The 26,046-nt window shown below is 37.7% G+C and carries 27 protein-coding genes; 3 read left to right on the top strand and 24 right to left on the bottom strand.

Annotation, left to right across the window (positions count from 1 at the left end; genetic code table 11):
• Positions 1-335: 335 nt before the first annotated feature.
• Complete coding sequence (locus N7Z68_RS11030; protein WP_275118533.1) at positions 336-611, top strand: DUF2624 domain-containing protein; 276 nt, start codon at positions 336-338, stop codon at positions 609-611.
• Positions 612-747: 136 nt separating this feature from the next.
• On the opposite strand, the gene N7Z68_RS11025 is transcribed toward N7Z68_RS11030, so the two are convergent.
• Positions 748-1,638, bottom strand: a complete 891-nt coding sequence (locus N7Z68_RS11025) for a deoxyribonuclease IV (protein ID WP_275118532.1) — start codon at positions 1,636-1,638, stop codon at positions 748-750.
• Positions 1,639-1,660: 22 nt separating this feature from the next.
• Positions 1,661-2,974: a DEAD/DEAH box helicase gene (locus tag N7Z68_RS11020; protein WP_275118531.1), complete on the bottom strand. Its 1,314-nt coding sequence runs from the start codon at positions 2,972-2,974 to the stop codon at positions 1,661-1,663.
• A gap of 165 nt (positions 2,975-3,139) precedes the next feature.
• Here N7Z68_RS11020 and vrrA point away from each other — a divergent pair, with 165 nt between their 5' ends.
• Together vrrA and N7Z68_RS11010 are read left to right on the top strand one after the other, a co-directional pair.
• Positions 3,140-4,000: a VrrA/YqfQ family protein gene (vrrA, locus tag N7Z68_RS11015; protein ID WP_275118530.1), complete on the top strand. Its 861-nt coding sequence runs from the start codon at positions 3,140-3,142 to the stop codon at positions 3,998-4,000.
• A gap of 81 nt (positions 4,001-4,081) precedes the next feature.
• Positions 4,082-5,029, top strand: a complete 948-nt coding sequence (locus N7Z68_RS11010; protein WP_275118529.1) for a 4-hydroxy-3-methylbut-2-enyl diphosphate reductase — start codon at positions 4,082-4,084, stop codon at positions 5,027-5,029.
• A 140-nt stretch (positions 5,030-5,169) separates the two neighbouring features.
• Here N7Z68_RS11010 and N7Z68_RS11005 read toward each other — a convergent pair whose 3' ends face one another.
• From N7Z68_RS11005 to yqfD, 22 genes are all read right to left on the bottom strand, one after another.
• Positions 5,170-6,291 (bottom strand): Nif3-like dinuclear metal center hexameric protein, encoded by a 1,122-nt coding sequence (locus N7Z68_RS11005; RefSeq protein ID WP_275118528.1) that lies wholly within the window; start codon positions 6,289-6,291, stop codon positions 5,170-5,172.
• On the bottom strand, positions 6,288-6,998 hold the full coding sequence (locus N7Z68_RS11000; RefSeq protein WP_275118527.1) for a tRNA (adenine(22)-N(1))-methyltransferase: 711 nt from the start codon (positions 6,996-6,998) through the stop codon (positions 6,288-6,290). The genes N7Z68_RS11005 and N7Z68_RS11000 overlap by 4 nt, the downstream gene beginning before the upstream one ends.
• A 13-nt stretch (positions 6,999-7,011) precedes the next feature.
• A complete protein-coding gene (locus N7Z68_RS10995; protein WP_275118526.1) occupies positions 7,012-7,200 on the bottom strand; it encodes a hypothetical protein in 189 nt (62 codons plus the stop codon).
• A 105-nt stretch (positions 7,201-7,305) separates the two neighbouring features.
• Complete coding sequence (locus N7Z68_RS10990) at positions 7,306-7,680, bottom strand: c-type cytochrome (RefSeq protein ID WP_275118525.1); 375 nt, start codon at positions 7,678-7,680, stop codon at positions 7,306-7,308.
• 206 nt (positions 7,681-7,886) lie between these two features.
• Complete coding sequence (locus N7Z68_RS10985; protein ID WP_275118524.1) at positions 7,887-8,429, bottom strand: hypothetical protein; 543 nt, start codon at positions 8,427-8,429, stop codon at positions 7,887-7,889.
• A 101-nt stretch (positions 8,430-8,530) separates the two neighbouring features.
• Positions 8,531-9,649: an RNA polymerase sigma factor RpoD gene (gene rpoD / locus N7Z68_RS10980; RefSeq protein ID WP_216830039.1), complete on the bottom strand. Its 1,119-nt coding sequence runs from the start codon at positions 9,647-9,649 to the stop codon at positions 8,531-8,533.
• 70 nt (positions 9,650-9,719) lie between these two features.
• The gene (gene dnaG, locus N7Z68_RS10975; RefSeq protein WP_275118523.1) at positions 9,720-11,528 is read right to left on the bottom strand and encodes a DNA primase; all 1,809 of its coding nucleotides are present in this window, start codon (positions 11,526-11,528) and stop codon (positions 9,720-9,722) included.
• Positions 11,529-11,545: 17 nt separating this feature from the next.
• Positions 11,546-12,013 (bottom strand): YaiI/YqxD family protein, encoded by a 468-nt coding sequence (locus N7Z68_RS10970; protein ID WP_275118522.1) that lies wholly within the window; start codon positions 12,011-12,013, stop codon positions 11,546-11,548.
• 341 nt (positions 12,014-12,354) lie between these two features.
• Positions 12,355-13,170 carry a pyruvate, water dikinase regulatory protein gene (locus N7Z68_RS10965; protein WP_275118521.1) on the bottom strand — a complete coding sequence of 272 codons (816 nt, stop codon included), beginning with the start codon at positions 13,168-13,170 and terminating at the stop codon, positions 12,355-12,357.
• A gap of 34 nt (positions 13,171-13,204) precedes the next feature.
• Positions 13,205-13,828 (bottom strand): transcriptional regulator CcpN, encoded by a 624-nt coding sequence (gene ccpN, locus N7Z68_RS10960; RefSeq protein WP_275118520.1) that lies wholly within the window; start codon positions 13,826-13,828, stop codon positions 13,205-13,207.
• Positions 13,829-14,021: 193 nt separating this feature from the next.
• Positions 14,022-16,097, bottom strand: coding sequence for a glycine--tRNA ligase subunit beta (gene glyS / locus N7Z68_RS10955; RefSeq protein ID WP_275118519.1), 2,076 nt, complete (start codon positions 16,095-16,097; stop codon positions 14,022-14,024).
• A complete protein-coding gene (gene glyQ / locus N7Z68_RS10950) occupies positions 16,090-16,980 on the bottom strand; it encodes a glycine--tRNA ligase subunit alpha (protein WP_275118518.1) in 891 nt (296 codons plus the stop codon). Before glyQ ends, glyS begins: the two co-directional genes overlap by 8 nt.
• A gap of 395 nt (positions 16,981-17,375) precedes the next feature.
• Positions 17,376-18,140: a DNA repair protein RecO gene (recO, locus tag N7Z68_RS10945; RefSeq protein ID WP_275118517.1), complete on the bottom strand. Its 765-nt coding sequence runs from the start codon at positions 18,138-18,140 to the stop codon at positions 17,376-17,378.
• A gap of 40 nt (positions 18,141-18,180) precedes the next feature.
• On the bottom strand, positions 18,181-18,321 hold the full coding sequence (locus N7Z68_RS10940; RefSeq protein WP_275118516.1) for a YqzL family protein: 141 nt from the start codon (positions 18,319-18,321) through the stop codon (positions 18,181-18,183).
• Positions 18,322-18,548: 227 nt separating this feature from the next.
• Positions 18,549-19,460: a GTPase Era gene (gene era / locus N7Z68_RS10935; protein WP_275118515.1), complete on the bottom strand. Its 912-nt coding sequence runs from the start codon at positions 19,458-19,460 to the stop codon at positions 18,549-18,551.
• The gene (locus N7Z68_RS10930; RefSeq protein ID WP_275118514.1) at positions 19,453-19,851 is read right to left on the bottom strand and encodes a cytidine deaminase; all 399 of its coding nucleotides are present in this window, start codon (positions 19,849-19,851) and stop codon (positions 19,453-19,455) included. The genes era and N7Z68_RS10930 overlap by 8 nt, the downstream gene beginning before the upstream one ends.
• 2 nt (positions 19,852-19,853) lie before the next feature.
• Positions 19,854-20,588 (bottom strand): DUF502 domain-containing protein, encoded by a 735-nt coding sequence (locus N7Z68_RS10925; RefSeq protein ID WP_275118513.1) that lies wholly within the window; start codon positions 20,586-20,588, stop codon positions 19,854-19,856.
• Between the two features lie 24 nt (positions 20,589-20,612).
• The gene (locus N7Z68_RS10920) at positions 20,613-21,017 is read right to left on the bottom strand and encodes a diacylglycerol kinase (protein ID WP_275118512.1); all 405 of its coding nucleotides are present in this window, start codon (positions 21,015-21,017) and stop codon (positions 20,613-20,615) included.
• On the bottom strand, positions 21,001-21,471 hold the full coding sequence (ybeY, locus tag N7Z68_RS10915; RefSeq protein WP_275118511.1) for an rRNA maturation RNase YbeY: 471 nt from the start codon (positions 21,469-21,471) through the stop codon (positions 21,001-21,003). Before ybeY ends, N7Z68_RS10920 begins: the two co-directional genes overlap by 17 nt.
• On the bottom strand, positions 21,471-23,636 hold the full coding sequence (locus tag N7Z68_RS10910) for an HD family phosphohydrolase (protein ID WP_275118510.1): 2,166 nt from the start codon (positions 23,634-23,636) through the stop codon (positions 21,471-21,473). The genes ybeY and N7Z68_RS10910 overlap by 1 nt, the downstream gene beginning before the upstream one ends.
• A gap of 222 nt (positions 23,637-23,858) precedes the next feature.
• Entirely contained in the window at positions 23,859-24,833 is a 975-nt protein-coding gene (locus N7Z68_RS10905) for a PhoH family protein (RefSeq protein ID WP_373323129.1), read from the bottom strand.
• A 5-nt stretch (positions 24,834-24,838) separates the two neighbouring features.
• Positions 24,839-26,026, bottom strand: a complete 1,188-nt coding sequence (yqfD, locus tag N7Z68_RS10900) for a sporulation protein YqfD (RefSeq protein WP_275118509.1) — start codon at positions 26,024-26,026, stop codon at positions 24,839-24,841.
• Between the last annotated feature and the right edge of the window lie 20 nt (positions 26,027-26,046).

The raw sequence follows: 26,046 nt of genomic DNA, 5'->3' as shown, positions 1-26,046 counted from the left end.
TAAAACCCCTCTCTGTTATAATCCATCCTCGGTCATGTATTAAAGATTAGACCTTGAAACAACAGGTTTAACATCTAAGGTTAACTTATCGTTATACAACGTATCCGCAATTTCTCTAAACCTATTTTATGAAAGATATTTAGCTTTCGTGACTAAAAGTTTCCTTAGGTAAACTTTTTATAATATAACCAATTATATTAGCTAAGGGGAAACGTTGTAAATGTTTTTTTATAAATTCTCTTTAGAACAAGCTAATAAATTCTGTTTTGTTTCTTTTCACACTTTTCTAGGCCGTTCATAAACTGTAGGTATTAGTGGGTAAGGAGGAAGAATTGATGTTAAATCCTTTTTTTCAACAAATGATTAATCATAAAATTAATTCTTTAACGACAAAAGAATTAGTTGCTTTATCGCACCAACATCAAATGCCTATTACAGCGGAACAAGCAAGTAAGGTAATTCAAGTTATACAGTCTGAGCCGATTGATGTTGGAAACCGTACACAAGTGGAACGGATGATCAAACGTTTACAAACAGAAGTAGATCCCAATGTTTCAAAGGTAATTTCTCAATTACTTAATCAATATGGACATTTACTCGATCAATTGTAGTTTCATAATGGGGTCCTGTTCTTATCGTTAAAAAAGACTGTTTCATTGACCACTGCACCTAAAAAGGTGCGCAGGGTATGAAACAGTCTCTTGTTCATTCATTTATTGTTTATAGTTTTTAATTTAAGTGATTTTCTTATGAACCCAGAATGACTTCTTTTAATTGGTCATTAAAATTAGAGCTTTTAAGCATCTCAATCTCATGCTTATATGGAGCCTTTTTGTTATTTTTATCTTCACCAACATAAGGAGTCTCTAGAATTTTTGGAATATGCTTTAATTGTGGATGATGGACTATATGGTGAAGTGCATCGTAACCGATATAACCAAAACCAATGTTCTCGTGTCGGTCTTTTCGTGCCCCGCGTTCATTTTTACTATCATTGATGTGAAGTACTTTTATGCGGTCTATACCAACTAATTTATCAAATTGATCAAGCACTCCATCAAAATCTTGAACGATATCATAACCTGCATCATGAGTGTGGCAAGTATCAAAACATACTGATAGTTTTTCGTTATGGGTAACTCCATCTATAATGCTGGCTAACTCCTCAAATGAACGCCCACACTCAGTACCTTTTCCAGCCATCGTCTCAAGAGCAATTTGGACATTTTGCTCTTTTACTAATACCTCATTTAAACCTTCTATTATTTTTTTAATCCCTGCTTCAGCTCCTGCGCCGACATGTGCACCAGGATGAAGCACGATTTGTTTTGCTCCTAACGCTTCTGTTCGTTCAATCTCACTGCGTAAAAAGTCAACACCTAAACGGAAGGTTGCAGGCTTTTCTGTATTTGCAATATTAATTATATAAGGCGCATGGACGACGATTTCGTCAATTCCATTCTCTTTCATATGAGCTAATCCAGCTTCAATGTTCAGCTCCTCAACAGGCTTACGACGTGTATTTTGCGGGGCTCCTGTATAAATCATAAATGTATTTGCCCCGTATGAAACAGCTTCCTCACTTGATGCTAATAGCATTTTCTTACCACTCATTGATACATGAGATCCTAATAACATCTTCTCCACTCCTACTCTTTATCTATTTATTCTTTCTGCGATTTATTCTTCTCTCGCGCTTATCTTGCTTTTCTTGTAAATAGCGTGCTTTCTTTTTATAACCAGGCTTTACTTTTTTAGGCCTAGCAATTGCTTTACCGCTAGTAACTGGGCTCTTAGCTTTAGGCTTATTTCCACCGAACTTCTGCTTATCTAATGTAATTAACTCATCATTTTTAATATCAGTAAAGGTGAAGGAAATTCCTCTTTTTATCAACTTCTCGATTGCCTCTTGCTCATGTGGTTCATAAATCGTCACAGCCAGTCCCTCATTTCCTGCACGCGCTGTTCTTCCCACACGATGAATATAGAAATCAAGGTCTTTAGGTATGTTGTAATTGATGATATGAGTTATTCCTTTAATGTCAATTCCTCTAGCTGCTAAGTCAGTCGCAACTAAATACTGAATTTTCACATCATTAACTTGCTTCATTACTTGCTTTCTTTCACGAGGCTGCAGCCCTCCATGCAATCGTCCTACATTTAACCCTTGGGAAAGCATCGCATCTGCAACTTCATCTGCTTGTTCTTTGGTGTTTGTAAATATAATCGCAAGGTACGGGTTGACGATTTTAGCCACTTCAATGGTGACTCCAATTTTATTTCGGTGTCTAAGTGCAATTAAACGATGCTCAATCTTAGGAGCCGCTGCATGTTCTGGTTTCACGTGAACATGTCTTGGGTTGTTCATATATTTCCGTAAGAACGGCTGTAATTTTTCAGGAATAGTCGCAGAGAAAACGAGCATCTGTAAATCGACAGCCATTCGCGAAGCGACTTTATCTACATCTTCTAAAAAGCCCATATCTAACATTTGATCCGCTTCATCTACAACTAGGATCGGTGTCTCTTGGACAGTTAGAGCTTGATCTGCAATTAAGTCACTAATGCGACCAGGTGTACCAATAACGATATGAGGCTGTGTTTTTTCAAGTTTGTCTATCATTCGCGAACGGTCTGTTCCGCCCACGAGCAGTTTGGCCTGTATCGTTTGTTCCTCTTGATGGTCTAATAGCTTTTTCAATTCATTAAAAATCTGTGTCGCTAACTCACGTGTCGGTGCCGTAATGACAGCTTGTACCTCTTCTCTTTCATAGTCAATTACATCTACAATAGGTAACAAAAAAGCCAATGTCTTACCTGAACCTGTTTGTGATTGACCGATAACATCCTTACCACTTCGTATTGCCGGAATTAACCGTTCTTGTATTTCTGTTGGTAACGTAAAGCCTTGTGCTGTAACTGCGTTTATTAAAAAAGCTTGTAAATCGAAACGAGCAAAATTTGAATTTGTCATACTGTCTCCTACCTCTTTTACTTTATAAAGGTTTATATTCTATGCAATTGTTTATTCTACCAAAAACAGAAGGTAAAAGCGAATTTGTCATTATTTCACTGTGAACATCTTGCCTATTGCACCAAACCTTCTATCGTGCATATACCTAATCATAGAGAATAAATCATGCGCGAAAGGATGAAAATGATGGTTTTTCCTTACCAACAACAAATGATGATGCCACCACCATCTCCAGGCCCTTTCAACTCTCCATTCCTAAGTCAACCCCCAACGCCCGGTCCAGGTATGTTTGGCGGCATGCCTGCTGGTGCCATGCGACCTCCCGGCGGTGGAGGAGGTTTGTTAGCACGACTATTTGGCAGAGGTGCTGGTGCTGGTTTAGGTTCAGGTATGACACCAGGCGCTGGCGCTGGTGGTTTAGGCTCAAGTATGGCACCAGGGGCCGGTGGTTTGTTCGGTGGTATGGGCAGTAGTATGGGTCCTAGCTTAGGAGCTGGTGCCGGCGCTGCTGGACCTGGTGCTTTAGCAAGCGGAATGGGTGCTGCTGGTACTGGAGCGATGGGCGGCGGTATGAATTTAATGGGCATACTCAATAACGCTCAACGTGTAATGGGTGTCGTACAACAAGTGACTCCTATGATCCAGCAATACGGTCCACTCCTAAGAAGCATGCCACAACTTTACCAAATCTTTAAAAATAATCCGGATAGTGATGAGAGTTCCTCTACATTAGACAGTGATGAAGATACTTCAACAATGAATAGTGAAGAAGTGACAGATGCCTCAGAGAACGATACAGAAACTGCTCCTGATGATTTAAAAGTAACAGAAGCTTCAGATACAAAGTCAAAAGAAAAGAAAAAAACAACTACCTCTAAAAACCAAAAAATAACGTTTTCTAGTAATAAGAAAGCAACTAATAAAAAAACAACTAATAAGACAGCAAGCGCTTCAAAGCGAACGGCTGTTTCAACTAAAAAGAAAAGTAGTCTCGGCAATATACCTGCTCCAAAAATGTATATCTAAAAGCTAGAAGTGAACTTCATTGTATAAGATCCAGTCCTCCTTTATAATGGACTATAGTATGTCACTAATAGGAGGCCAAGCATGAAAGTATTAAAAATATCACCGCGAGGCTATTGTTATGGTGTAGTTGATGCAATGGTCCTTGCCAGACAAGCCGCCCAAAATCTTGATTTACCTCGCCCTATTTATATATTAGGAATGATTGTTCATAATAAACACGTTACCGATGCCTTTGAAGAGGAAGGGATCGTATCATTAGACGGACCGAACCGCTTAGAAATTATAAAGCAAGTCGATAAAGGAACTGTAATTTTTACGGCTCATGGCGTATCCCCAGAAGTTCGTAAGCTTGCAAAAGAAAAAGGGTTAACGGTTGTAGATGCAACTTGTCCTGACGTATCCAGAACCCATGATCTTATTTTAGAAAAGAAAGCAGAAGGGTACGATGTGATCTACGTAGGAAAAAAAGGTCATCCAGAACCAGAAGGAGCTATTGGTGTAGCACCTGATATCGTTCATTTAGTTGAATCAACAGAAGATGTAGAAAGTCTTCAGTTAAGCAAGGAAAAAATCATTATTACCAATCAAACGACAATGAGCCAATGGGATGTTGCAGATATTATGAACCATGCACTGAAAAAATATCCCCATGCAGAAGTTCATAATGAAATTTGTTTGGCGACCCAAGTAAGACAGGAGGCAGTTGCAGAACAAGCGAAGCAGGCTGACCTCGTTATCGTTGTCGGTGATCCAAAAAGTAATAATTCAAATCGCCTAGCGCAAGTTTCTGAACAAATTGCAGGGACAAAAGCATATCGTATTTCTGATTTAACTGAATTAAAAATAGAGTGGTTAGAGGGCGTTAATACTGTAGGTGTTACTTCTGGCGCTTCGACTCCAACTCCTATCACTAAAGAAGTGATTGACTTCCTCGAAAAGTATGACCCTAAAGATGAAACAACGTGGGGAAAAGAACGAAAAGTCACTTTACAAAAGATCTTACCAAAAGTTAAAGCTAAAAAAAATTAATCCGATAAATAAGAAAGCTGGTTTCGGAACCGTTGCGAAAGAGTAAATAAAGAAAAGATGCAGGTGGATCTCATAAAGATCCAACCTGCATCTTTTTTGCTGATAATACATTCTATTTTTTATTGTTTTTTTAGAGCTGATTAAATAAACGTAAAAGGGTCTGTATTTATTTTACTGACAATGACCTCTGTTTGATAACTTTGATGTGACAATTGCCCTGCCAGAAACTTTTGTACCCCTTGTTTCATAATTTTTTCTACATTATGCCCCGGATCAACGATGTTAAGGCCATCCATCATTGCATCGTGAGCTACGTGATAATAAACATCCCCTGTTACAAAAACATCAGCCCCTTTAAATAATGCTTGGGACATATACTTGTTACCATCACCGCCTAGAACCGCAACCTTTTTAACTTTTGCACCAAGTTTTCCTACAACTCTTGCTCCCTTGACTTCAAAAGCTTGCTTAACATGATGAGCAAACTGTTCGAGTGTCATTTCCTCTTCAAGAATTCCGATGCGTCCTAATCCAAGGATTTCCCCTTTATTATCAAGCGGGTAAATATCATAAGCAGGCTCTTCATACGGATGAGCTTTAATTAAAGCAGCAATAACTTTATTTTGCAGATGAGCAGGAATGATCGTTTCAACCTTTACTTCAGCCACTTGTTCTAACTTTCCTTGTTCACCAATAAACGGATTTGTCCCTTCTAATGGCGTAAAAGTACCTGTACCTTCACTATTAAACGTGCAGTGACTGTAATTCCCTATATGACCAGCTCCGGCATTACCTAAAGCTGTTCGAACTTGATCTACGTGACTATCTGGAACGAACACAACAACTTTTTTTAAAGTGACTTCAGTTGTAGGTGACAGCACCTCTGTATTTTTTAACCCTAAAGCCTCAGCCATCATGTCATTTACCCCGCCCTTAGTAACATCTAAATTGGTATGCGCGGCGTAAATCGTAATGTTATGCTTAATAGCTTTTTCTATAATACGGCCAGCTGGGCGGCTCGTATCAATATTCTTTAATGGTCTAAAGATAAGTGGATGATGAGCAATTATTAAATCAACTCCCGCTACTATCGCTTCATCCATAACTTCTTCAAGGACATCTAATGCAATCATCACTTTCTGAATAGGCTTATTAAGTGTCCCAACCATTAATCCATTCTTATCACCTTCTACGGCAAGTGATTTGGGTGACCAACTTTCAAATAACTGAATAATTGTTTGTCCATTTGCGAGTTTACTCAAGATGTAACAACCTCCTCCACTTTTGAAATAAGTTGTATTAATTCTTCTTTTTTGGCTTTCACTTCTTCTGTCTCTTTTGCTTGTTCAAATTGGAGCAATATTCGCTTCCAACTCTGTAATTCACTTTCCCACTTCTTAATAAAAGCTGGATTTTTATCTTGCATTAAATAAGGACCCAGTAGTAATTCAAGCTCCCTATTCTCACTGTATGGTTGATCGGGATTTCCTCTTTCGGCTACTAATACTTCATATATTTTTTCGTCTTCTTCTAAAACAACTTCATTAATTAATTCCCACCCATTCGTTAGTAGCCACTTTCGAATGCGGTCTGCCATCACATTAGGCTGAAGAATAAGTCGCTTTACTCCTTCAAGCTTATCGCGTCCAGCTTCTAAGATATCGGTAATGAGAGCGCCTCCCATACCGGCAATAATGATGTGTTCTACTTCATTAGGAGATACCACTTCAAGTCCATTTCCTTTTCGAACATGAACTTTATCGGCTATCCCTAATTTCTGGACCTGTGATAAAGCAGATTGATAAGGGCCTTCATTTACTTCACCAGCAACGGCAAAGCTGATGCGGCCATTCACACATAAAAAAGAAGGGAGGTACGCATGGTCTGAACCAATGTCAGCAATCCTTGAACCTTCAATTACAAAGTCAGCTACCGTTTCCAGCCGTTTTGACAGTTTTGTTTCATTCATTTTCTCACCACATTTATGTAAACTTTGGTTTAATCATACCCATTTTTAATGACATTGTGCAACTATGAAAGGCGGAAGGTGCTTGAACAACGGCGACAAGCGCTGGAGGGCCAGCAATTAGTGTCTTGCCTTTTAGACACGGTTGATGGACTGAAGCGACCTCGAGCCGATGTTGACTTATCGAATATCCCAATATGCTCAATTGATGCATCCTAAGGCATATAACCATACTCTTTGCTATGCACTTGAATCCAGCAGAGCAAATAAAAAAGAGGGGCCGATGTCCCCTCTTCCTTACATATACATATTACTCAGAAATGTGTAGTAAGTATGTAGCAATTGCTTCTGCTTCAGCAGGCTTTAGATTGCTCATAGCTGGCATATTTACACCTTCATATTGTCCAAAAATAATTTGTACAATTTCTTCTTCAGTGAACTTACCTTCTAGAGCATTAATTGCAGGATTACTAGCTAATCCTTGTAGATCTTGTCCATGACAACTTAAACAGCTTCGCTGTGTTAGCTCTTCACCAGCTGCAATTGGATCATCGAATACGATTTCCTCTTCGGCTTCCCCTTCATCCGCTTGACTAGCTAATAAGCCTTGGAATGATAGTGCCACCATTAGAAGAATCCCTGCTATTGCAATTACTGCAAAAGGAAATAACGGTCTACCTTTCACGATCTTGTCCCCCTTTACACTATAATAATGACATATACATAACAAAAAGTGAATCCATTTGAATTCCCTCTACCATTTTACTTGAAAACAAGTAAAGAGAAAAGGGTTAACTGAATAATTGCTTATTTTGTCATTCTTTTCTATTGCCTTTATTCATTTTAACAAAAATTGATCTAAAATAAACTTTTAATTTCCCTATGTCCTTATTAGAATGCAAAAAAAGTAACGCTGAGTGCTATTCCGACGATACCGCCGATCAAAAAGGACTTCAAACCCATTTTAAAACCAATAAACAACCAGGCAAGGCAGTTTAGCAAAACAACGAAAAACATAGCGATGCGATGACCAGGTAATATTTGTTCCACCATTTGAGATAAAAGTAATAAAAGAATAATCGCTACCATTAAAAAATAAAGATAGGCTAATTGAGGCAGTTGATTTCGTGTTTTTTTAGCAATTTTTAAAATGAGAAACCCGCAGAGTAACCCAAAAGCCATTTGCAATAAAAATGGAAAATCAGTAAAATAAATGACAACGACAATAAACAATAATAAAAATTGAACGAAAAAAAAGGTAAGCATAGACTTTACGTTCATAATCGAACGTGACTCTTCTTCTACCTTTATATGGTCTTCTTCCCCTCCCGAATAAAGGGTTAGGAGAAAGTTACAATACTGTTCAGGAAGAAGTCTTGTTTGTTTCCAATATTTGATTTCTTTAATGATGATTTCTTTCCGCTCTTGGTTCATCCATTCCCCTCCTGAAGTTTGCTATATATATTATCGTACGAAAGAGCGAAAAGTTGAAGTAAAAAAAGCTGACTCATTAGGAGTCAGCGTGAAAATACTAGTTAATCTAAGAAATCTTTAAGACGCTTACTACGACTTGGGTGTCTTAACTTTCTTAATGCTTTCGCTTCAATTTGACGAATTCTCTCACGTGTTACACCGAATACTTTTCCTACTTCCTCAAGTGTTCGAGTTCTGCCGTCATCTAGACCAAAGCGAAGGCGTAAGACATTCTCTTCTCGGTCGGTTAGCGTATCTAGAACGTCCTCTAGCTGCTCTTTTAATAATTCGTAAGCTGCAGCATCTGAAGGAGCTAACGCATCTTGGTCCTCGATGAAGTCTCCAAGATGAGAGTCATCTTCTTCACCAATCGGTGTTTCTAAAGAAACGGGCTCTTGAGCAATTTTAAGAATTTCTCTTACTTTTTCAGGAGTTAAATCCATTTCTTCCGATACTTCTTCAGGAGTTGGTTCACGTCCTAAATCTTGAAGTAACTGACGCTGTACACGGATTAATTTATTAATCGTTTCGACCATATGGACTGGAATACGAATTGTACGAGCTTGGTCGGCAATCGCGCGAGTAATCGCTTGGCGTATCCACCATGTCGCATACGTACTAAACTTATACCCTTTACGATAATCAAATTTCTCTACCGCTTTAATTAAACCCATATTTCCTTCTTGGATCAGATCGAGGAATAACATTCCGCGCCCGACATAACGCTTAGCGATACTAACAACAAGTCGAAGGTTCGCTTCAGCTAAACGACGTTTAGATTCTTCGTCACCTTCTTCAATTTTTTTCGCTAAGTTAATCTCTTCTTCGGCAGATAGAAGTGGAACACGACCGATTTCTTTTAAATACATACGTACTGGATCATTAATTTTAATTCCAGGAGGTACACTTAAATCATTTAAATCAAATTCCTCTTCTTCTTTTTCCATTTGCTGCATATTAGGTACATCATCATTATCATTTAATATCTCAATACCTTGCTCGCCTAAGTATTCGAAAAACTCATCAATTTGATCTGAATCTTGGTCAAATACCGCAAGCTTTTCTGTAATTTCTGCGTATGTTAATACTCCTCTTTTTTTACCTAGCTCAACTAGTTGTTCTTTCACTTGATCGATGGTCAAATCTCCATCCGCGAGTGGGCGTAATGGTTTCTCAGCCATTCGATCCCCTCCTTCCATTGATACAACACGTCAACTCTCATTAGATGAATTATCATCTCTCTAGCAGGTGCTATCGTTTTAAATCTTTTTTCATTTGAATGATTTCCATGGCTATCTGAGCGGCCAATAAAACATCATTGCGTTTTTCAGCTTCTTTTTTTTCTTTCTCTTTTTGTTCTATTTCTACCCATTTTGGATAGGTTTCAATCTTCTTAATGTAATCATCTAATTCTTGATCGGATAAATCCTCTCTTATATCAAGCATTGCAACTTCTGTAGCAACCCTTCTCAGCTTTTCATCATTGAGTCTCTCAATAAATAAGCTTGGGTTCGGCTCGTACCCTTCACCATAGTAAGCAAAAAGGTGCGCAACAATTGCATGATATTCATCTATGTTAAAAGCCCCACCTACTTTTTCTTGAATGGTAGCAGCTATTTCAGCATTTTTCATCATGTACGCTAAAAGAATTCTTTCAGCATTGTGAAAGGCTGGAAGTAACTTTTTCTGCTCAAATCCTCGTTTTTTCACTTCCACGAAAGAACGAACGTTTGATTGTTGCTGTTCTCCCTTATTTCGCCGTTCACGATACATTCTAAATTGTTCTTGCTTTAATGCATCTAATGATAACGAAAATTCACTAGCAATTTGCCTTAAATAGTGATCTCTTTCTACTGCGCGAGGAAGGTCAGAAATTTCATTAAGTACTTCTTCGATATACCTCATCCTTTCTCCTTCATCCTGAAGGTTTTTCCCTCGCCTGAGATACTGCATTTTAAAAGACATAAGTGTTAGACTGCTTTCAATAATATCCCGCTTGAAATGCTCCCCGCCATTAAGCCTTATATAATCATCAGGGTCTTGACCTTCAGGTAGCAAAGCTACCTTCACATAACAACCTGCCTGAACAAGGATGGAAGCCGCTCTTGAAGTAGCCTGAATTCCTGCTTCATCTGAGTCATAACAAAGAATTACGGTTTCAGCATTCCTTCGAATAACTTTCGCTTGTTCCTCCGTTAGCGCAGTTCCTAATGTTGCAATTCCATTTAAGACGCCTGCTCCCCAAGCTGATATTACATCAACATATCCTTCAAAGAGAACTGCCTGATTTAGTTTTCTAATGGAAGGGCGAGCTAAATGGATCCCATAGAGTGTACGGCTTTTATTAAAAAGGACAGTTTCTGGACTGTTTAAATATTTTGGTTTCCCATCATCAATAATGCGACCACCAAAAGCGATAACATTTCCTTGTCCGTCCCAAATGGGAAACATAATACGATTGCGAAACCTATCGAATACTTTACCATCAAATTCGCGAAGAGAAAGTAACCCAGCATTCTCAAGCGCCTTAAGATTAAATCCTCTTTTTTCTAACAGGCTGGTTAAGCTGTCCCAATGATTAGGAGCGAAGCCTAGTTGAAATGTATCAAGCATTTCCTTTGTAAAGCCTCGTTGTTCCAAATAATTTAGTCCAGGAGCGCCCATCTCTGTTTTTAGTAAGATGTGATGGTAAAATTTCATCGCGAGTTCATGGGCTGCCTCTATCACAGACTGTTCATTTGATTTTTTTTGGTCAGTACTTATACTTGGGAGTTCAACATTAGCTTTCTTTCCTAGTTTGGCTACAGATTCAACAAATGAAAGTCCTTCTAATTCCATAAGGAAAGAGAAAACATTTCCTCCAGCGCCACATCCAAAGCAGTGATAAAGTTGTTTGTCTGGTGAGACTGAGAAAGAAGGCGTCTTTTCACCATGGAAAGGACAAAGACCAATGTAATTTCTGCCTTGTTTTTTTAACTGAACATATTCGTTAATCACTTCAACAATATCTGCTGACTTACGAACTTCTTCAACCTTTTCTTCCGGGATGCGGTAGCCCATTACTCATCACCAATCTTCTACATTTCATTTGGATTACCTGTCCGGTTACTATGTTTTCGACCTTTTTCGGCAAATTCCTTCTTCTGTTTTAATATTTTTCTCAAATTCGCACAAAAATGTTCGCGATCCGAGGATTTAAATGCTTTTGGCCCTTTTGTCTTGTTTCCAGACCTCCTTTGTTTTTGAGACCAATGTCTTAGTTGAAGGATCGTTATCATTTCATCTTCTGAGAATATTTTTCCGCGGGGCGATAAAACGGATAACCGGCGCCCTACTAAAATGGAAGCGAGGGCATGATCTTGTGTAATAACTACATCATTTCCCTTCGCATGATTCATAATAAATAAATCGGCTGCTTCTTTGTCTGAGTCAACACGAACAACTTTGGCTTGCTCACTTTGAATGTTGTGGGAGTATGAGGAAACAAACACAACTTCGAAATTATAACTTTTTGCAATTTCCAAAATCTCTTCTTTGACGGACATGAATCAGCGTCCACATATACAAATAATTCCGTTAACATGGTCTCTAATTCTACATCTCCTAACAAAATCCTTCTAAAATGTTATTTAGAAATGAAATTTGTCGACAAATACCTATCAATAACTATCATTACCAAAAAACACAGAAAAAGTCTTGACTTTTTCAATTTATTTGTTCTTTTTTTGTTTTATGCTAAATCTTGCTGTTTTTTTCTCACAAATTTTCATTATAATAATTATTTCTGAATTTGGCTACAATCATGCTTAAAAAAATTTTCCTAATTGAACAGGGAGTGTCGGACCCTATGTTCTGCACAACAAAATAGAGGCTGACTACTCAGCCTCTATTTGCCTTGGAACATGTTCGATATAAGGTTTGCTGTTTCCTCTACAGCTTTACTTGAAACATCAATTACTGTACAACCGATGCGCTCCATAATTTTTTCAGCGTATTCCAGTTCTTGTTTAATTCGTTCGATATTGGCATAATTTGCTTCTGCTTTTAAACCAAGAGCCTTTAAGCGCTCAGTTCGTATATCATTTAATTTATCTGCATTAATAATAAGCCCTATACACTTTTTAGGTGATACTTTGAAAAGTTCTTCAGGCGGCTCCACTTCAGGAACCAACGGCACATTAGCCACTTTAAAACGTTTATGAGCTAAGTACTGCGATAGTGGTGTTTTTGATGTTCTAGAAACCCCGACTAGAACGATGTCCGCTCGAACAATTCCTCGAGGATCGCGGCCATCATCATATTTGACAGCAAATTCAATTGCTTCCACTTTACGAAAATAGTCTTCATCAAGTCTATACACTAATCCAGGCTCATAGCGTGGTTCTTTTTGTGTTAAGGTTCCGATCTTTTCCATCATCGGACCAATAATATCAACAACCTCTACCTGTGCTGCTCGAGCCTGTTCAATTAAATAGCTCTTTACCTCTGGAATGACTAAGGTAAAAGCAATAATAGCTTGTGCTTGCTGTGCTAGACCTATCACTTCATCAATTGTACTTTTATCATCAACATATGGAATTCTTCTCACTTCGACACCAGATCCACTATATTGACTCGCTGCAGCACGTACAACTAATTCAGCTGTTTCACCTACAGAATCCGATACAACATAAACAATCGGGCGATGATTAAATACCTCCATTACTACCTCCTCATTGACCAAACATACAACTTAATCAAATTAAGTCATCGTTTGCTAGGTCCACTAACACTTTCGTAATGTTCGTTTTTGTTAATCTGCCAATTACTTCTAGACCTGAACCTTTATCAAACTCACGGACCACTGGCAAGGCATCAATTTGTTTGTCTATTAACTTATTCGCCACATCAATAATCAAATCATCTTTTTGACACATTGTAATATTAGGCATTCTTGTCATGATAATGTTCACAGGCATTGTTTCAATTTTTTGGCTGCCGATACTTGCTCTCAATAAATCTTTTCGAGAGAGAACTCCCATTAATGAAGAGTTTTGGTCAACAACAAATAAAGTTCCAACATCTTCCAAGAACATCGTTACAATAGCATCATAAACAGAAGAAGATTCATTCACTACAACAGGTATCGATTGATACTGTTGTACTGTAATTTTTTTAACTTTTTCTGTCAGTAATTGTGAACCTGTTTTTCCAGTATAAAAATATCCTACTCTCGGTCGTGCATCCAAAAAACCTGCCATCGTTAAAATCGCTAGATCTGGTCTTAATGTAGCTCTTGTTAAATTTAATCTTTCTGCGATTTGTTCTCCAGTAATTGGCCCATTGCTCTTAACAATATCTATAATCTGCTCTTGTCTCACAGTTAGTTCGATTGTACTTCACCGCCTTCATAACACAAAATGTGTTATGCTTTTATTCTATTATTATATACTAATACAATGAATTTTGGAATATGCGGCGCATTATTTTAGTTAATTAGTATTTACTCTAAGTAACAGGCTGACTCCACACTTTATCATTTCTTTTGAGTCAGCCTTAGTTTTCCTAAACTTTTTAAGCAAACACGATGGCATTAAAGTTTGCAAAACTTTGGATCGTGTCAGCAAGTAACTTCATTTGCATTAAACGGTTTTCTTTCACTTTCTCATCTTCAGACATAACCATTATATTATCAAAATATAAGTTTATCGTCGCTTTTGTCTCAATAAGTGCTTCATACGCTTCATCAACATTCCCAGTTTCTAAAGCTCGTTTAACTTTTTCATCTGTCTCGAGGTAAACTTTATAAAGAGTTTTTTCCTCTTCCTGTTCAAATAAACTTTCGGACAACTCTGTGGAACGGCTAGCTTTAGTCGCAATATTAGTCACACGACTTAACGTTTCAACCGTCTCTTTAAATGATGCAGCTTCAATTTGTTCCATTAAAAGGTGTGCCTTTTTGACAATCGTATCTACCTGTCCGATTGTTTCTGAAAGAACTGCTTCAACGATATCATATCGTGTTCCTCGCTCTTGAAGCGTATTTTTTACTCGAAGTCTAAAGAATTCAAGTAAGTCTTTAGATATTTCTTCACTACTTCTCTTTAGTAACTGTTTTTCTTCCGCTGCATTTAAGGCAATTTCAATGACTTCTTCGACGGATACATTTAAGTTTTTATCTAGGATCATTTGAATCACACCCGCAGCTTGACGACGAAGTGCATACGGATCCTGAGAACCTGATGGAATGAGACCAATACCAAAACAAGTAATGATCGTGTCCAATTTATCAGCCATACTTACAACTGTTCCAGTCATAGTAGAAGGGCTTTGATCATTGGCAAACCGCGGCATATAATGCTCTTTAATTGCTAGTGCAACTTCAGGAGCCTCACCAGCTTTTAAGGCATACTCTTCACCCATTCGTCCTTGTAGCTCAGGAAATTCATAAACCATTTGTGTGACTAAATCAAACTTACACAACTCAGCAGCACGGTTAATCGTTAAAGTATCGGTTACGCCAAGCCTTGTAGCAAGTTGGCTTGAAATCTCCTGGACTCGACCGACCTTTTCAGCCAGAGTACCCAATTCCTCATGATATACGATTGATTTTAATCGTTCTAGTGCATCTTCAATCTTAAGCTTTTGATCTTCGCGATAGAAAAATTGTGCATCAGAAAGACGTGCTCTCAGCACTTTTTCGTTTCCTTTAACAACATTTTCTAAAAACTCGTGATTTCCATTTCTTACCGTAATAAAGTGTGGTAAAAGGGCACCTTCTTTTGTATGTACAGGGAAGTAACGCTGATGTTCTCTCATTGATGTAATCAGTACTTCTTCTGGTACTTCAAGAAAACTTTCATCAAAACTTCCATGAAGAGCAGTAGGGTACTCGACTAGATTATTGACTTCTTCTAGTAAATCTTCATCAATCGGTATAACCCAGCCATTTTGTTCCTCGATTTGTTTGATTTGATTTCTAATCGCTTCTTTTCTTTCTGAAGGATTAACAATAACATGCTCAGCTAAAAGGGAACGCACGTAATCGCGTGGTTCGGTGATCGTTGTCTCATTACCTAAAAAGCGGTGTCCTAATGATTTACGGTCAGTTTGAACATTTGTGATTTCAAAAGGAATTACTTCATCACCATATAGGGCAACTAGCCACTGAATCGGACGAACGTAACGTAAGTCGTATTGGTTCCAACGCATGTTTTTTGGGAAGTGAAGGCTTTTGATAATGTCTTCCATTTGCGGTAATATCGTTTTCGTTTCTTGACCAACAATATGCTTTTTAGCAAAAACATACTCTTGTCCATTCACCTCGTTGAAGAATAGTTCATCAGTAGAAAGACCTTGTCCTCTTGCAAACCCTAAAGCTGCCTTCGTCCAATTTCCATCTTCATCTTTAGCAATTCTCTTCGCCGGACCTCTTGCCTCTTCGACCATGTCTTCTTGTTTTTCAGCAACTTCAGTTATTAAAATAGCTAGTCGACGTGGCGTTGAATAAGCTTCAATCGCTTCATAGGCCACATTTCCGTCTTTTAGCCACTCCTCCATTTTATCTTTTAGCTGATTCATGGCATCTGTCACAAAGCGGGCAGGCATTTCTTCTAAACCAATCTCAAGTAAAAAATCCTTTTTACTCATTTGACATCTCCTCCTTATCCTTAAGCATCGGGAAGCCAAGTCTTTCACGTTCTGCTAAGTACACTTTTGCACAATCTCTTGCTAAATTACGAACACGTCCAATATATCCTGTTCGTTCTGTAACAGAAATAGCTCCTCTAGCATCAAGTTGGTTGAATACATGAGAGCATTTCAATACATAATCATAAGCTGGGAAAACTAAGTTTTCGGCTAAGGCACGTTTGGCTTCTTGTTCGTATGTACTAAATAATTGAAACATCATCGTACTGTCCGAAACCTCAAATGTATATTTCGAATGCTCGTATTCTGGTTGTAAAAAGATGTCTCCGTATGTGACCCCATTAACCCAATCAAGGTCGAATACATTTTCTTTATCTTGAATGTATGAAGCTAAACGTTCAATACCATATGTAATTTCAACAGCTACAGGATGCGCGTCGATTCCGCCTACTTGCTGGAAGTACGTAAACTGCGTTATTTCCATACCATCCAGCCAAACTTCCCAACCTAGACCCCAAGCACCTAAGGTAGGAGCTTCCCAGTTATCCTCAACAAAGCGAATATCATGTTCTAAAGGATTAATCCCTAATTCTTTCAAGCTGTCTAAATAAAGCTCCTGGATGTTATCAGGTGAAGGTTTCATAATCACTTGAAATTGATGATGTTGGTATAGACGGTTAGGATTTTCACCATAGCGTCCATCCACTGGACGTCTAGAAGGTTCAACATAAGCCACATTCCAAGGCTCTGGCCCAATACTTCTTAAATAAGTCATTGGGTTCATCGTTCCAGCACCTTTTTCAACGTCGTACGCCTGCATAATAATACAATTTTGTTTCGCCCAAAAGTTTTGTAACGTAAGTATCATATTTTGTACGTTCATCTTTCTTTCCTCCTTATCAATTAACTCCTGCAGTGGCTAATGCCCACTATAAGAGTTTCTAACCTACAACATAGAACTGAATCAGTCTTCGCTAAAAGGGTCTTCATGTAGCGCCTTTTAAACCCAAAAAAACTCTCGTCCCTATGCTATAACTTATAGCATAGGGACGAGAGTAACCCGCGGTTCCACCCTATTTGCCAATCTCCTGTATGGAGAATAGCCACTTTAAAGAGAAGTGCTCCAGATTGCCTTTCTTTATCATCTATATCCCTAGCTCACACCACCCTAGGTTCGCTTTTTATAGAGAGGATAAGTACTCCTTTTCCTTCTTTGCACTGTTTGTTTAAAATTAAGGTTGTTCTTTAAAAGCATAATACTCAAAAAGATACCTAATGTCAACTTTGATTTGAGTCTAACCAATCCATTTTTTCTAATTGGTCTAAAAATGATCTGGATTTAAGCTTCAAACCAGAATACTCATCGTAATATGAATTTAAAACTTGTTTTAATTCTTGCTTTGTTTCCTTTTTTACTGAAATATTTCCTAAACGGTTCAAGTCAAAGTGATAAAAAAGCCGTAGCAATTTTATCGTTCCCGGTGAAACTTTTAAACGGTAAGGATCTTTTGCTGAACAGCGATGACATAAAAAGCCACCCTCGCCTATTGAAAAAGAAAATTCACCATCAACACTTCCACAACTAGCACAATTATTTAATTGCGGGCCAATTCCAGCTACAAAAAGCATTTTAACTTCATAGAGGCGGACTAATATTTCTGGATCTACTTCTTCGTCAATGTAATGTAGCGTTTGCATTAATAGTTCAAATAAATACGGATTACGTTCACGGTCATTGGTAAGCTTATCGGTTATCTCAACTATGTAAGATGCATAAGAGGCTCGAAGTAAATCGTTTCTAACCTCTCGATAAGATTGAATGATCTCTCCCTGTTGAAGAGTACCAAGACCTGAGCTCTTTTGTATGAGAAAAGTGCCGTAAATAAATAATTGGGAAACTGCAGCGAGGCGACTCTTAGGCTTTTTAGCTCCTCTCGCCATCACACCAATCTTCCCTAATTCTCTTGTAAGTAATGTAACAATTTTATTAGATTCCCCGTAATCCGAAGTACGTATAACAATTCCTTCAACTTTCTGAAACATTCTCGTCACCACACATAGAAGTCGTGAGGTGCAAGCAAGATTAGTGAGCGTCTAAATTCGTAAACTCCTCTTCAATATCTTGAGCTGAAACATCACCATGCTCCTTTTCCAGTTCCTTGATTAACAAATAAGTATCAACACTTCCCGTCATCGAGAATACTTTCCAGGAAAATTCAAGCATTGGAATTCCACCTTTCGTTTAAGGATTGTTAGACCGCTCTATACTCTATAGCTTGACCTTGATTTGCAAATTCATGTTATGGAATAATTGTCAATTATGACAAATAGTCATATGCAACATTCAATTACTTCATACATCTATCTTAGAGATTTTTTGATAAAAAAACAATGGCTGATTACCGAGCCATTGTTAAATATTTGTTAATAACTTATTACGAACATTACATTTTAATATTCATCTTCATTAAAGCCAAAATCACGTAACTGATGGCCTTTGTTTCGCCAGTCTTTTTGAACTTTTACCCATAATTCCAAGAAGACTTTTGAACCGAGCAAGGCTTCAATATCCGTACGGGCTCGTTTACCTATTTCTTTTAGCATACTGCCTTGCTTTCCTATAATAATACCTTTTTGTGACGAGCGCTCTACAATGATCGTTGCCCCAACATAGACGGTTTCACTACCTTCACGCTGCTTCATCTGTTCAATGACAACAGCTAATGAATGGGGAATTTCTTCTCGAGTTAAGTGCAGAGCTTTTTCACGAATTAACTCAGCTACAATAAATCTTTCAGGATGGTCCGTTACTTGATCGGCAGGGTAATATTGCGGCCCTTCAGGTAGATGTTTTGTAATTTGTTCCAATAATGTCGGGACATTATTTCCTTCTAATGCAGAAACTGGAACAATTTCTTCGAATGTATGACGATCTTTATATCCATTTATAATGTCTAATAACTTTTCTGGATGAACTTTATCAATTTTATTAACGACTAGAAAAACCGGCGTTTTTGACTCTTTTAATCGATCTAAAATAAATTGTTCACCAGAACCAAAACCTTCTCCTGCATCGATCACAAACATAATTAAGTCGACTTCTCTTAACGTATTATTTGCAATTTTCATCATAAAATCACCGAGCTTATGCTTCGGTCTATGAATACCTGGTGTGTCTAAAAAAACAATCTGTGCGTCATTATTCGTATATACACCTTGAATTTTATTTCTCGTTGTTTGCGGCTTATCACTCATTATGGCTATTTTCTGACCAACAATATAATTTAATAAAGTTGATTTCCCTACATTTGGTCTCCCAATAATTGCAACAAACCCAGACTTATATCCTTCTCTATTATTCATTTAAATCCCCCGCAGTAAAAGCTCCAGGCAATAGTTCACCTACAGTTATTTCTTGTACATCACCTTTTAGATTTGTTAAGTAAACAGGCATTTCTGCATGACAAAATTCAGTGAGCACTTGACGACATGCACCACATGGCGGCACAGGACGCTCTGTATCTGCCACAACAGCAATAGCAGTAAAGTTATGAATTCCTTCTGAAACCGCCTTGAAGATGGCTGTCCTTTCTGCACAGTTGGTTAGACCAAAGGATGCATTTTCAATGTTACATCCTTTATAAACTTGTCCATCTTTTGTTAGTAATGCTGCTCCAACTGGAAACTTGGAATATGGAACATATGCTTTTTCCCTGGCAGTTTTTGCTTCGTCCATAAGCTTTGTTTTATCCAAATTTATTCTTCCTTTCTTTTTTCACGTATAAATACCTTCATGTTTTTTTTATCGAAAGTTGCTTCTTTTTCGATAACATCATCCATCGGATCAGGCGGAACAACGACTCCGCCAGATATAATAAATTTCAACCCCTGTTCTACCGTCATGTTGAGAACAATGACATCTTCTCTAGGAACGAGTACTAACCAGCCAGATGTCGGGTTAGGTGTTGTTGGCAAAAAAACATTGATGCACTCCTTAGATGTAAGCCGCTGAACTTCTCCTTTTGAAGACCCCGTTTGAAATCCTATCGTATAAAGACCTTTTCTAGGGTACTCTAAAAGCACGACATTCTTAAATGAGGAACGTTCTTGTGCGAAAGCATGAATAACTTGTTCGACAGATGTATAGATAGAGTTAGCAATAGGAACTCTCCTAAATCCTCTATCAATTGCATTTAAAATTCCACTTCCTTTACCTGTCAACCGCATAGAACCGATCCATGTAATGAGAACAATAGTTAAGATAAAGCCAATCCCAAAAATTCGTTCAGAAAATGGAGTATAGACACCAAGAAAATAAATACTACCGTCATGAGTAGTTATAATATTTAACCCTTTGAGTATGCCAGTAATAAATGAGCCTAGAAATGCATCAATTAATGTAAACAAAAATTGAATAACATAGATTGTGGCAATTGCTGGCAACAGAAAAATAAGTCCAGCTATAATATTTTTTTGTAGCCTCTTCCACATGTCTCCTAGTAAACTCCTCTCCCGCTATGAGCTTAAAATCATGGATACCAGCTCAATAATCGGTGGTAAAAAAATCGCCAAGCCAATTAACACTGAAATAATACTAAAAATAAACACCGCTCCAGCAGCAATATCTTTAGCCACTTTTGCTTGCGGATGGTATTCTTCTGTGATCATATCTACAGTCCGTTCAATCGCTGTATTCATCACCTCTAAAGATAGCACCATACCTACAACTAACAATAAAATGATTTTTTGCATTAAAGGAACATTCAATATAAACGCTAACGCCATAACTACTGCGCTCATAATTAAATGTATTCTCATATTTTGCTCATAACGAATAACATACTTTAAGCCAGTCCATGCATATACGAAAGAACGAAGCAGTCGTTTAAATCCCCAAAGGTTTTTATCTTTTAAGTCCATAGGCGTTTAAGATTTCTTCTTGTCTTGAAAACATAATTTTCTCCTCTTCACCTGTTAAGTGATCGTATCCTAACAAATGGAGAAATCCATGGACAAGGAGAAACCCTAGTTCTCTTTCAAAAGAATGTTCATAATGTTGAGCTTGTTCGATCGTACGCGGTATGGAAATGATAATATCACCTAAAACATTTGGACCTTCTGGATCAATAATTTGCACCTCTTCTTCCCCTGCCTCATTTAAGGCAAAAGAAATAACGTCAGTAGGTGTATCTTTCCCACGATAATCTCGGTTTATTTCTTGGATCCGTTTATCGTCAACAAAAGTTATTGAAATTTCAGTCGGCCCGGTTAAACCTTCCATTTTTGCTGCTTCGCTGATAATTTCTTCTGTTAACTGAAGTTGTTCTGTCGTAACCTCATTAGTTTCATCAAGAATGTCAATCTCAAAGTTCATCATTTCGCTCCCTTTTCTTTAGGATCTTCTGGATACTCAATACGTGAATGGAATGTTCCTTGTAATGTCTCATACATCGAAACCGCCACTTTGTCTAGCTCTTTCAAAGTAAGGTCACACTCGTTAAATTGACCATCCTCAAGACGATCAGTTACGATCTTTCTTATCATCGCCAATATTTTGTCTGGTGTTGGCTTAGTTAAAGATCTTACAGCGGCTTCAATGCAGTCCGCTATACCGACAATTGCAGCTTCTTTCGTTTGAGCTTTTGGTCCAGGATATCTGAATTGTTCTTCAGGTATCGTTTGATCCGTTTCTTGATTAGCTTTGTGGTAAAAATACTTCAACAATGTTGTTCCGTGATGCTGTTCAGCAATATCAATAATCTCTTTAGGCATCTTGTATTCCTTTAACATATCCGCACCGTCATAAGGATGAGAAATGATAATGGTTTTACTAAGTTGCGGTGATATTTTATCATGTGGATTATCAATCTTCATTTGATTTTCTATAAAAAAATGCGGTCGTTTCGTTTTTCCTATGTCATGATAATAAGAACCGACTCTTGCTAGTAAACCATTCGCCCCAATAGATTCACATGCGGCTTCTGCTAAGTTACCCACTACTACACTATGATGGTATGTTCCAGGAGCTTCTAATAAGATTCTTCTTAGTAAAGGGTGGTTTGGGTTTGATAATTCAATAAGCTTAGTTGTCGATAAAATTCCAAAGCCCGCTTCAAAAAACGGAACTAAACCTAGCGTTAAGACAGCCGCTATAAACCCTGACAAAAAGGCAAAACCTAAATACATGCCAACCTCAATCCAATTCTGTTGAAAGCCCTTTAGGAATAAGATCGATAGAATCGTTACCATGTTAATAAATGAAACAAAAAGTCCCGCTTTTAATATTCGAGTCATACTCGTTGAGCGCCCTAAAAAATAGACCCCTGCAAAACAACTGAATAATATATATACACCAAACGTAAAATTAAACGTGCCTACCGCATCATTATTAAAGATAATACTCGCAATAATTGCAAAGAAAATACTTGAAAATAATGCAATACGTTGATGAATTAACGTCGTTAACAGCATCGCACCAACTGCAACTGGTACAATTAAGCCTACTGCTACGATATCTAATCTTTCAATTAGGCTCGTTATTTTCATAACGGATACACCAATAAAGAAAATGAGAATAAACATGAGCAAATGGCTATTATTGGTTTTTACGCTTGTTTGTGCTTCATTCAGATAATATGAAAGCATCCCGACCATTAATAATACTAAAAGTGCTAATCCTAAATATGGAAATATATTAAACGCATCGTCTAATAGACCAACCATTCGCAGTTGTTCATAAATCTCATGATTAATCAACTCGCCTTGCTTTACAAGCAGCTGTCCTTCTCTGATAATAACCGGCTCTACTGATTCAACCGCTTCTTGTTGAAGACGTTCTGTTGCCTTATCGTCATAAATATAATTAGGTATAATAGCAAATTGTGCTGTTTCAATCATTGCATCATGCAAACGATTAGAAACCGTTAATATCGCAATCTTATCTCTTACCGACCTTTTTGCTTGAGCTAAATCATTAATAGCAATTCTTTCACTCATTACCGAATGAACTGCGTTCGTTGTTGTTTCTCTTGCGACTTGCAGTTGACTGCTAGAAGATAATAATAACGTACGAACCGTTTCATCTGAAAGGTCATTCGTTGTCCCAGAAGAAATCACTTCTTGAACATATGTTAAGCGTTCTTCTAAACTTAACTTTTCTGTTTCCTGTCCCGCCTCTGCCTCTAACTCTGTCTTAGTCATTTCTTCATTAACTAAATGAATTAAATCAAAAATATCATTGATTTTTTCTACTTGCATTTGCGCATATTCTTTTTTAAGTGCATAAACAGGTTGAACAGCCTCTAGTACTTCACGCCGCTTTTGTTCAGTTGCAATTTTATTCTCTACTGTAATCGGAGCACGAATGTCTTGTTCAGCTACTGAAGACATTCGAACTTCAATCTTTTCTGGAATAATATTATCCAGCATTGAAAGAAATAAAAATACGGCTAATATAACAAAAAGAACACCACGTAGGTATCGATGGTCTTTTATTTTTTTCCACCATGTCATTTGATCGATCGGGGAACGTTTATTCAAGATCGGTCACCTCTATTTTCTTACCTAATACTCCTTTCCCTGTTTGTCCAACATTATAAAGTTTTAAACTAAGGGAAGAAACAATTATGTAATAAGGATAAGAGGGCGACTCATAAGTACTATTCACATCGCTTTATTTGATAATAGTGTCTCAACGTTGAGCAGCTAAATATCGAGCGAGGTCGAGTACTTTAAAAATGGGTCACCCTCAGAACAAAATGTTTACTCTTCTTTATCTCTTTTTTCTGAATGATCATACGCATCTAAAATCCGCTGAACGAGAGTATGACGAACGACGTCAGATTGTTGTAAGTAAATAAAGTCTACCCCTTGTACATTACCAAGTACATCGATACCAACTTTTAACCCGGATCTTTTTCCTTTTGGTAAGTCAATTTGTGTTAAATCTCCATTTACTACCATCTTTGAACCAAAACCTAATCGTGTTAAAAACATTTTCATTTGCTCTTGTGTCGTATTTTGAGCCTCATCTAAGATAACGAAAGAATCATCTAATGTCCGGCCTCTCATATACGCTAATGGTGCAACTTCAATTGTCCCTCTCTCCATCAATCGCAGGGTTTGTTCAACACCTAAAATGTCATGAAGAGCATCGTAGAGCGGACGCAAATATGGATCAACTTTTTCCTTTAAGTCACCCGGTAAAAAACCTAAGCTTTCTCCAGCTTCTACTGCAGGGCGTGTAAGGACAATTTTCTTTACTTGTCCTTCTTTTAATGCGGTTACTGCCATAACAACAGCTAAATACGTTTTCCCTGTTCCAGCAGGACCAATTCCAAAGACGAGGTCTCGCTTTCGAATTGATGAAACATAATGCTTTTGCCCTAATGTCTTAATTAATACAGGTTTGCCTTTGGCATTAACTGTAAGCTTTTCTTGATATAAATGAAGAAGTTCTTCTAGCATGCCTTTTTCTGCTAATTGAATAGCATAGACAACATCTCGTTCTGACAATGCCGTTCCTTGCCGTAACAACTTCAACATTGTTTCTAGAACATCTTTCACGACTTGAACCGCTTCATCTTCACCTTTGACTGATAGATCTTCCCCTCGAGTCGTTATTTGAACATTGAGTTTTTCTTCAATCCGTTTTAAGTGAGAGTCGTTTGGACCATACAATCTTTGAACTTCATTTTGATCTTTAATCTCTAATGGAATATTCTTCATTTGTGACAATAGCCTCAATCTCCTTGAATGATCGGTTGCTCCGTCGTAATATCTTCTATAACTTGGTAATGAAGCTTTAATTTAACTTTACCATTCTCAACGTCTTGGTGCAAAACTTTTTCACCTTTTATTAACGCATCCTCTGGTAATCGCTCCTGTAATTCTTCTTTCGCCATCTTTTTGGCGACTTGTACCGCCTCGTCTACAGTGTACTCTCGTTCAATTTCATTTTTTTCTAACCATTGCTTTTTCTTATATTGCACAGGTAGCGTCCAATTTAAAAGTTGGATTGAATGTTTTCTTTCAAAAGGCTCTGCTTTTTCAAATGAATGTTTTTTCCAACCCCAAATAGGTAAGTCAAAGTTAAAAACTGATAGGTAATGGTAAGTTTTACCTTCCCCTGTTAATGTTTCAAAATGATTAACAAGGGGGACCGTTACCTCAGACTTGTACCAAATTTCGCCGAGAACACTTCCTATAGCTGGAACAATTTGTGTATTACCTTCTTTTCCAATAAATCCAGAAACGAGTAAATCACCTTTATTTACAAAATCATTCCTTCGAACCAGCACTTGACCTTGTTCAATAAACATATCATGAATAATTGCTTTTTTCTTTGCTACTAAGTGTCTTGGGTTTAATGTTTCCTGTTTTTCGGGTAAAGTCTGCTCTACAACACTGAACTGAAAGGTTGTACCATTCAACTTTACACCAATCCATGTAGCATCTTCAATTTGGTCGGTCACTTTCTTCTGGATCTCTTCCACACTAGGAAGCATAAAAATGAACTTCCCGCGCTCAATCCCAATTTCTTCAACAGCTAATCGCAATTGATGCTCGACCTTAGGAGAAGCTCCCTCGATCGATATGTTCCAAACCATGTTTGACAGGATGAGAAGAATGATGGCAAAGGAAAGAATCCCTGCCGTAAATCCTCCTCGCTTCCACATCCTTTTGTATAAGAAAGGTAATCCCCGTCTCTCAGTAAACGTTACCTTACAGCTTGTCATACGTAAAAGAGGCCTCAGACGTTTAACGTCTTCTAAGGCAATGTAACAAACGATCCGCTCGTCTCCAACTCTTTTAATGTTCCAAATATGAATGTCGTATTCTATACACCGGTTTAAAAACCGTTCCCCGTATGGCCCATCTATCCTCATTCTAACGTAACCATAAAGGTAGTTTAACCAAACATTTTTCATTGTCATCCTCCTGCTAACTA

The organism is Alkalihalobacterium chitinilyticum (assembly GCF_029028005.1).
GTDB lineage: Bacteria > Bacillota > Bacilli > Bacillales > Bacillaceae_F > Alkalihalobacterium > Alkalihalobacterium chitinilyticum.
Note: the sequence above shows the minus strand (reverse complement) of the source record. Positions and strands in the feature narration are given on the sequence as shown.

Bases quoted from the DNA above. Each gene is read 5' to 3' on its own strand.
- N7Z68_RS11030 (WP_275118533.1), top strand. From the start codon at position 336: ATGTTAAATCCTTTTTTTCAACAAATGATTAATCATAAAATTAATTCT.
- N7Z68_RS11025 (WP_275118532.1), bottom strand. From the start codon at position 1,638: ATGTTATTAGGATCTCATGTATCAATGAGTGGTAAGAAAATGCTATTA.
- N7Z68_RS11020 (WP_275118531.1), bottom strand. From the start codon at position 2,974: ATGACAAATTCAAATTTTGCTCGTTTCGATTTACAAGCTTTTTTAATA.
- vrrA (WP_275118530.1), top strand. From the start codon at position 3,140: ATGCGCGAAAGGATGAAAATGATGGTTTTTCCTTACCAACAACAAATG.
- N7Z68_RS11010 (WP_275118529.1), top strand. From the start codon at position 4,082: ATGAAAGTATTAAAAATATCACCGCGAGGCTATTGTTATGGTGTAGTT.
- N7Z68_RS11000 (WP_275118527.1), bottom strand. From the start codon at position 6,998: ATGAATGAAACAAAACTGTCAAAACGGCTGGAAACGGTAGCTGACTTT.
- N7Z68_RS10985 (WP_275118524.1), bottom strand. From the start codon at position 8,429: ATGAACCAAGAGCGGAAAGAAATCATCATTAAAGAAATCAAATATTGG.
- rpoD (WP_216830039.1), bottom strand. From the start codon at position 9,649: ATGGCTGAGAAACCATTACGCCCACTCGCGGATGGAGATTTGACCATC.
- dnaG (WP_275118523.1), bottom strand. From the start codon at position 11,528: ATGGGCTACCGCATCCCGGAAGAAAAGGTTGAAGAAGTTCGTAAGTCA.
- N7Z68_RS10970 (WP_275118522.1), bottom strand. From the start codon at position 12,013: ATGTCCGTCAAAGAAGAGATTTTGGAAATTGCAAAAAGTTATAATTTC.
- N7Z68_RS10965 (WP_275118521.1), bottom strand. From the start codon at position 13,170: ATGGAGGTATTTAATCATCGCCCGATTGTTTATGTTGTATCGGATTCT.
- glyS (WP_275118519.1), bottom strand. From the start codon at position 16,097: ATGAGTAAAAAGGATTTTTTACTTGAGATTGGTTTAGAAGAAATGCCT.
- glyQ (WP_275118518.1), bottom strand. From the start codon at position 16,980: ATGAACGTACAAAATATGATACTTACGTTACAAAACTTTTGGGCGAAA.
- recO (WP_275118517.1), bottom strand. From the start codon at position 18,140: ATGTTTCAGAAAGTTGAAGGAATTGTTATACGTACTTCGGATTACGGG.
- N7Z68_RS10940 (WP_275118516.1), bottom strand. From the start codon at position 18,321: ATGCTTGAATTTTCCTGGAAAGTATTCTCGATGACGGGAAGTGTTGAT.
- era (WP_275118515.1), bottom strand. From the start codon at position 19,460: ATGAATAATAGAGAAGGATATAAGTCTGGGTTTGTTGCAATTATTGGG.
- N7Z68_RS10925 (WP_275118513.1), bottom strand. From the start codon at position 20,588: ATGTGGAAGAGGCTACAAAAAAATATTATAGCTGGACTTATTTTTCTG.
- N7Z68_RS10920 (WP_275118512.1), bottom strand. From the start codon at position 21,017: ATGGACTTAAAAGATAAAAACCTTTGGGGATTTAAACGACTGCTTCGT.
- ybeY (WP_275118511.1), bottom strand. From the start codon at position 21,471: ATGAACTTTGAGATTGACATTCTTGATGAAACTAATGAGGTTACGACA.
- yqfD (WP_275118509.1), bottom strand. From the start codon at position 26,026: ATGAAAAATGTTTGGTTAAACTACCTTTATGGTTACGTTAGAATGAGG.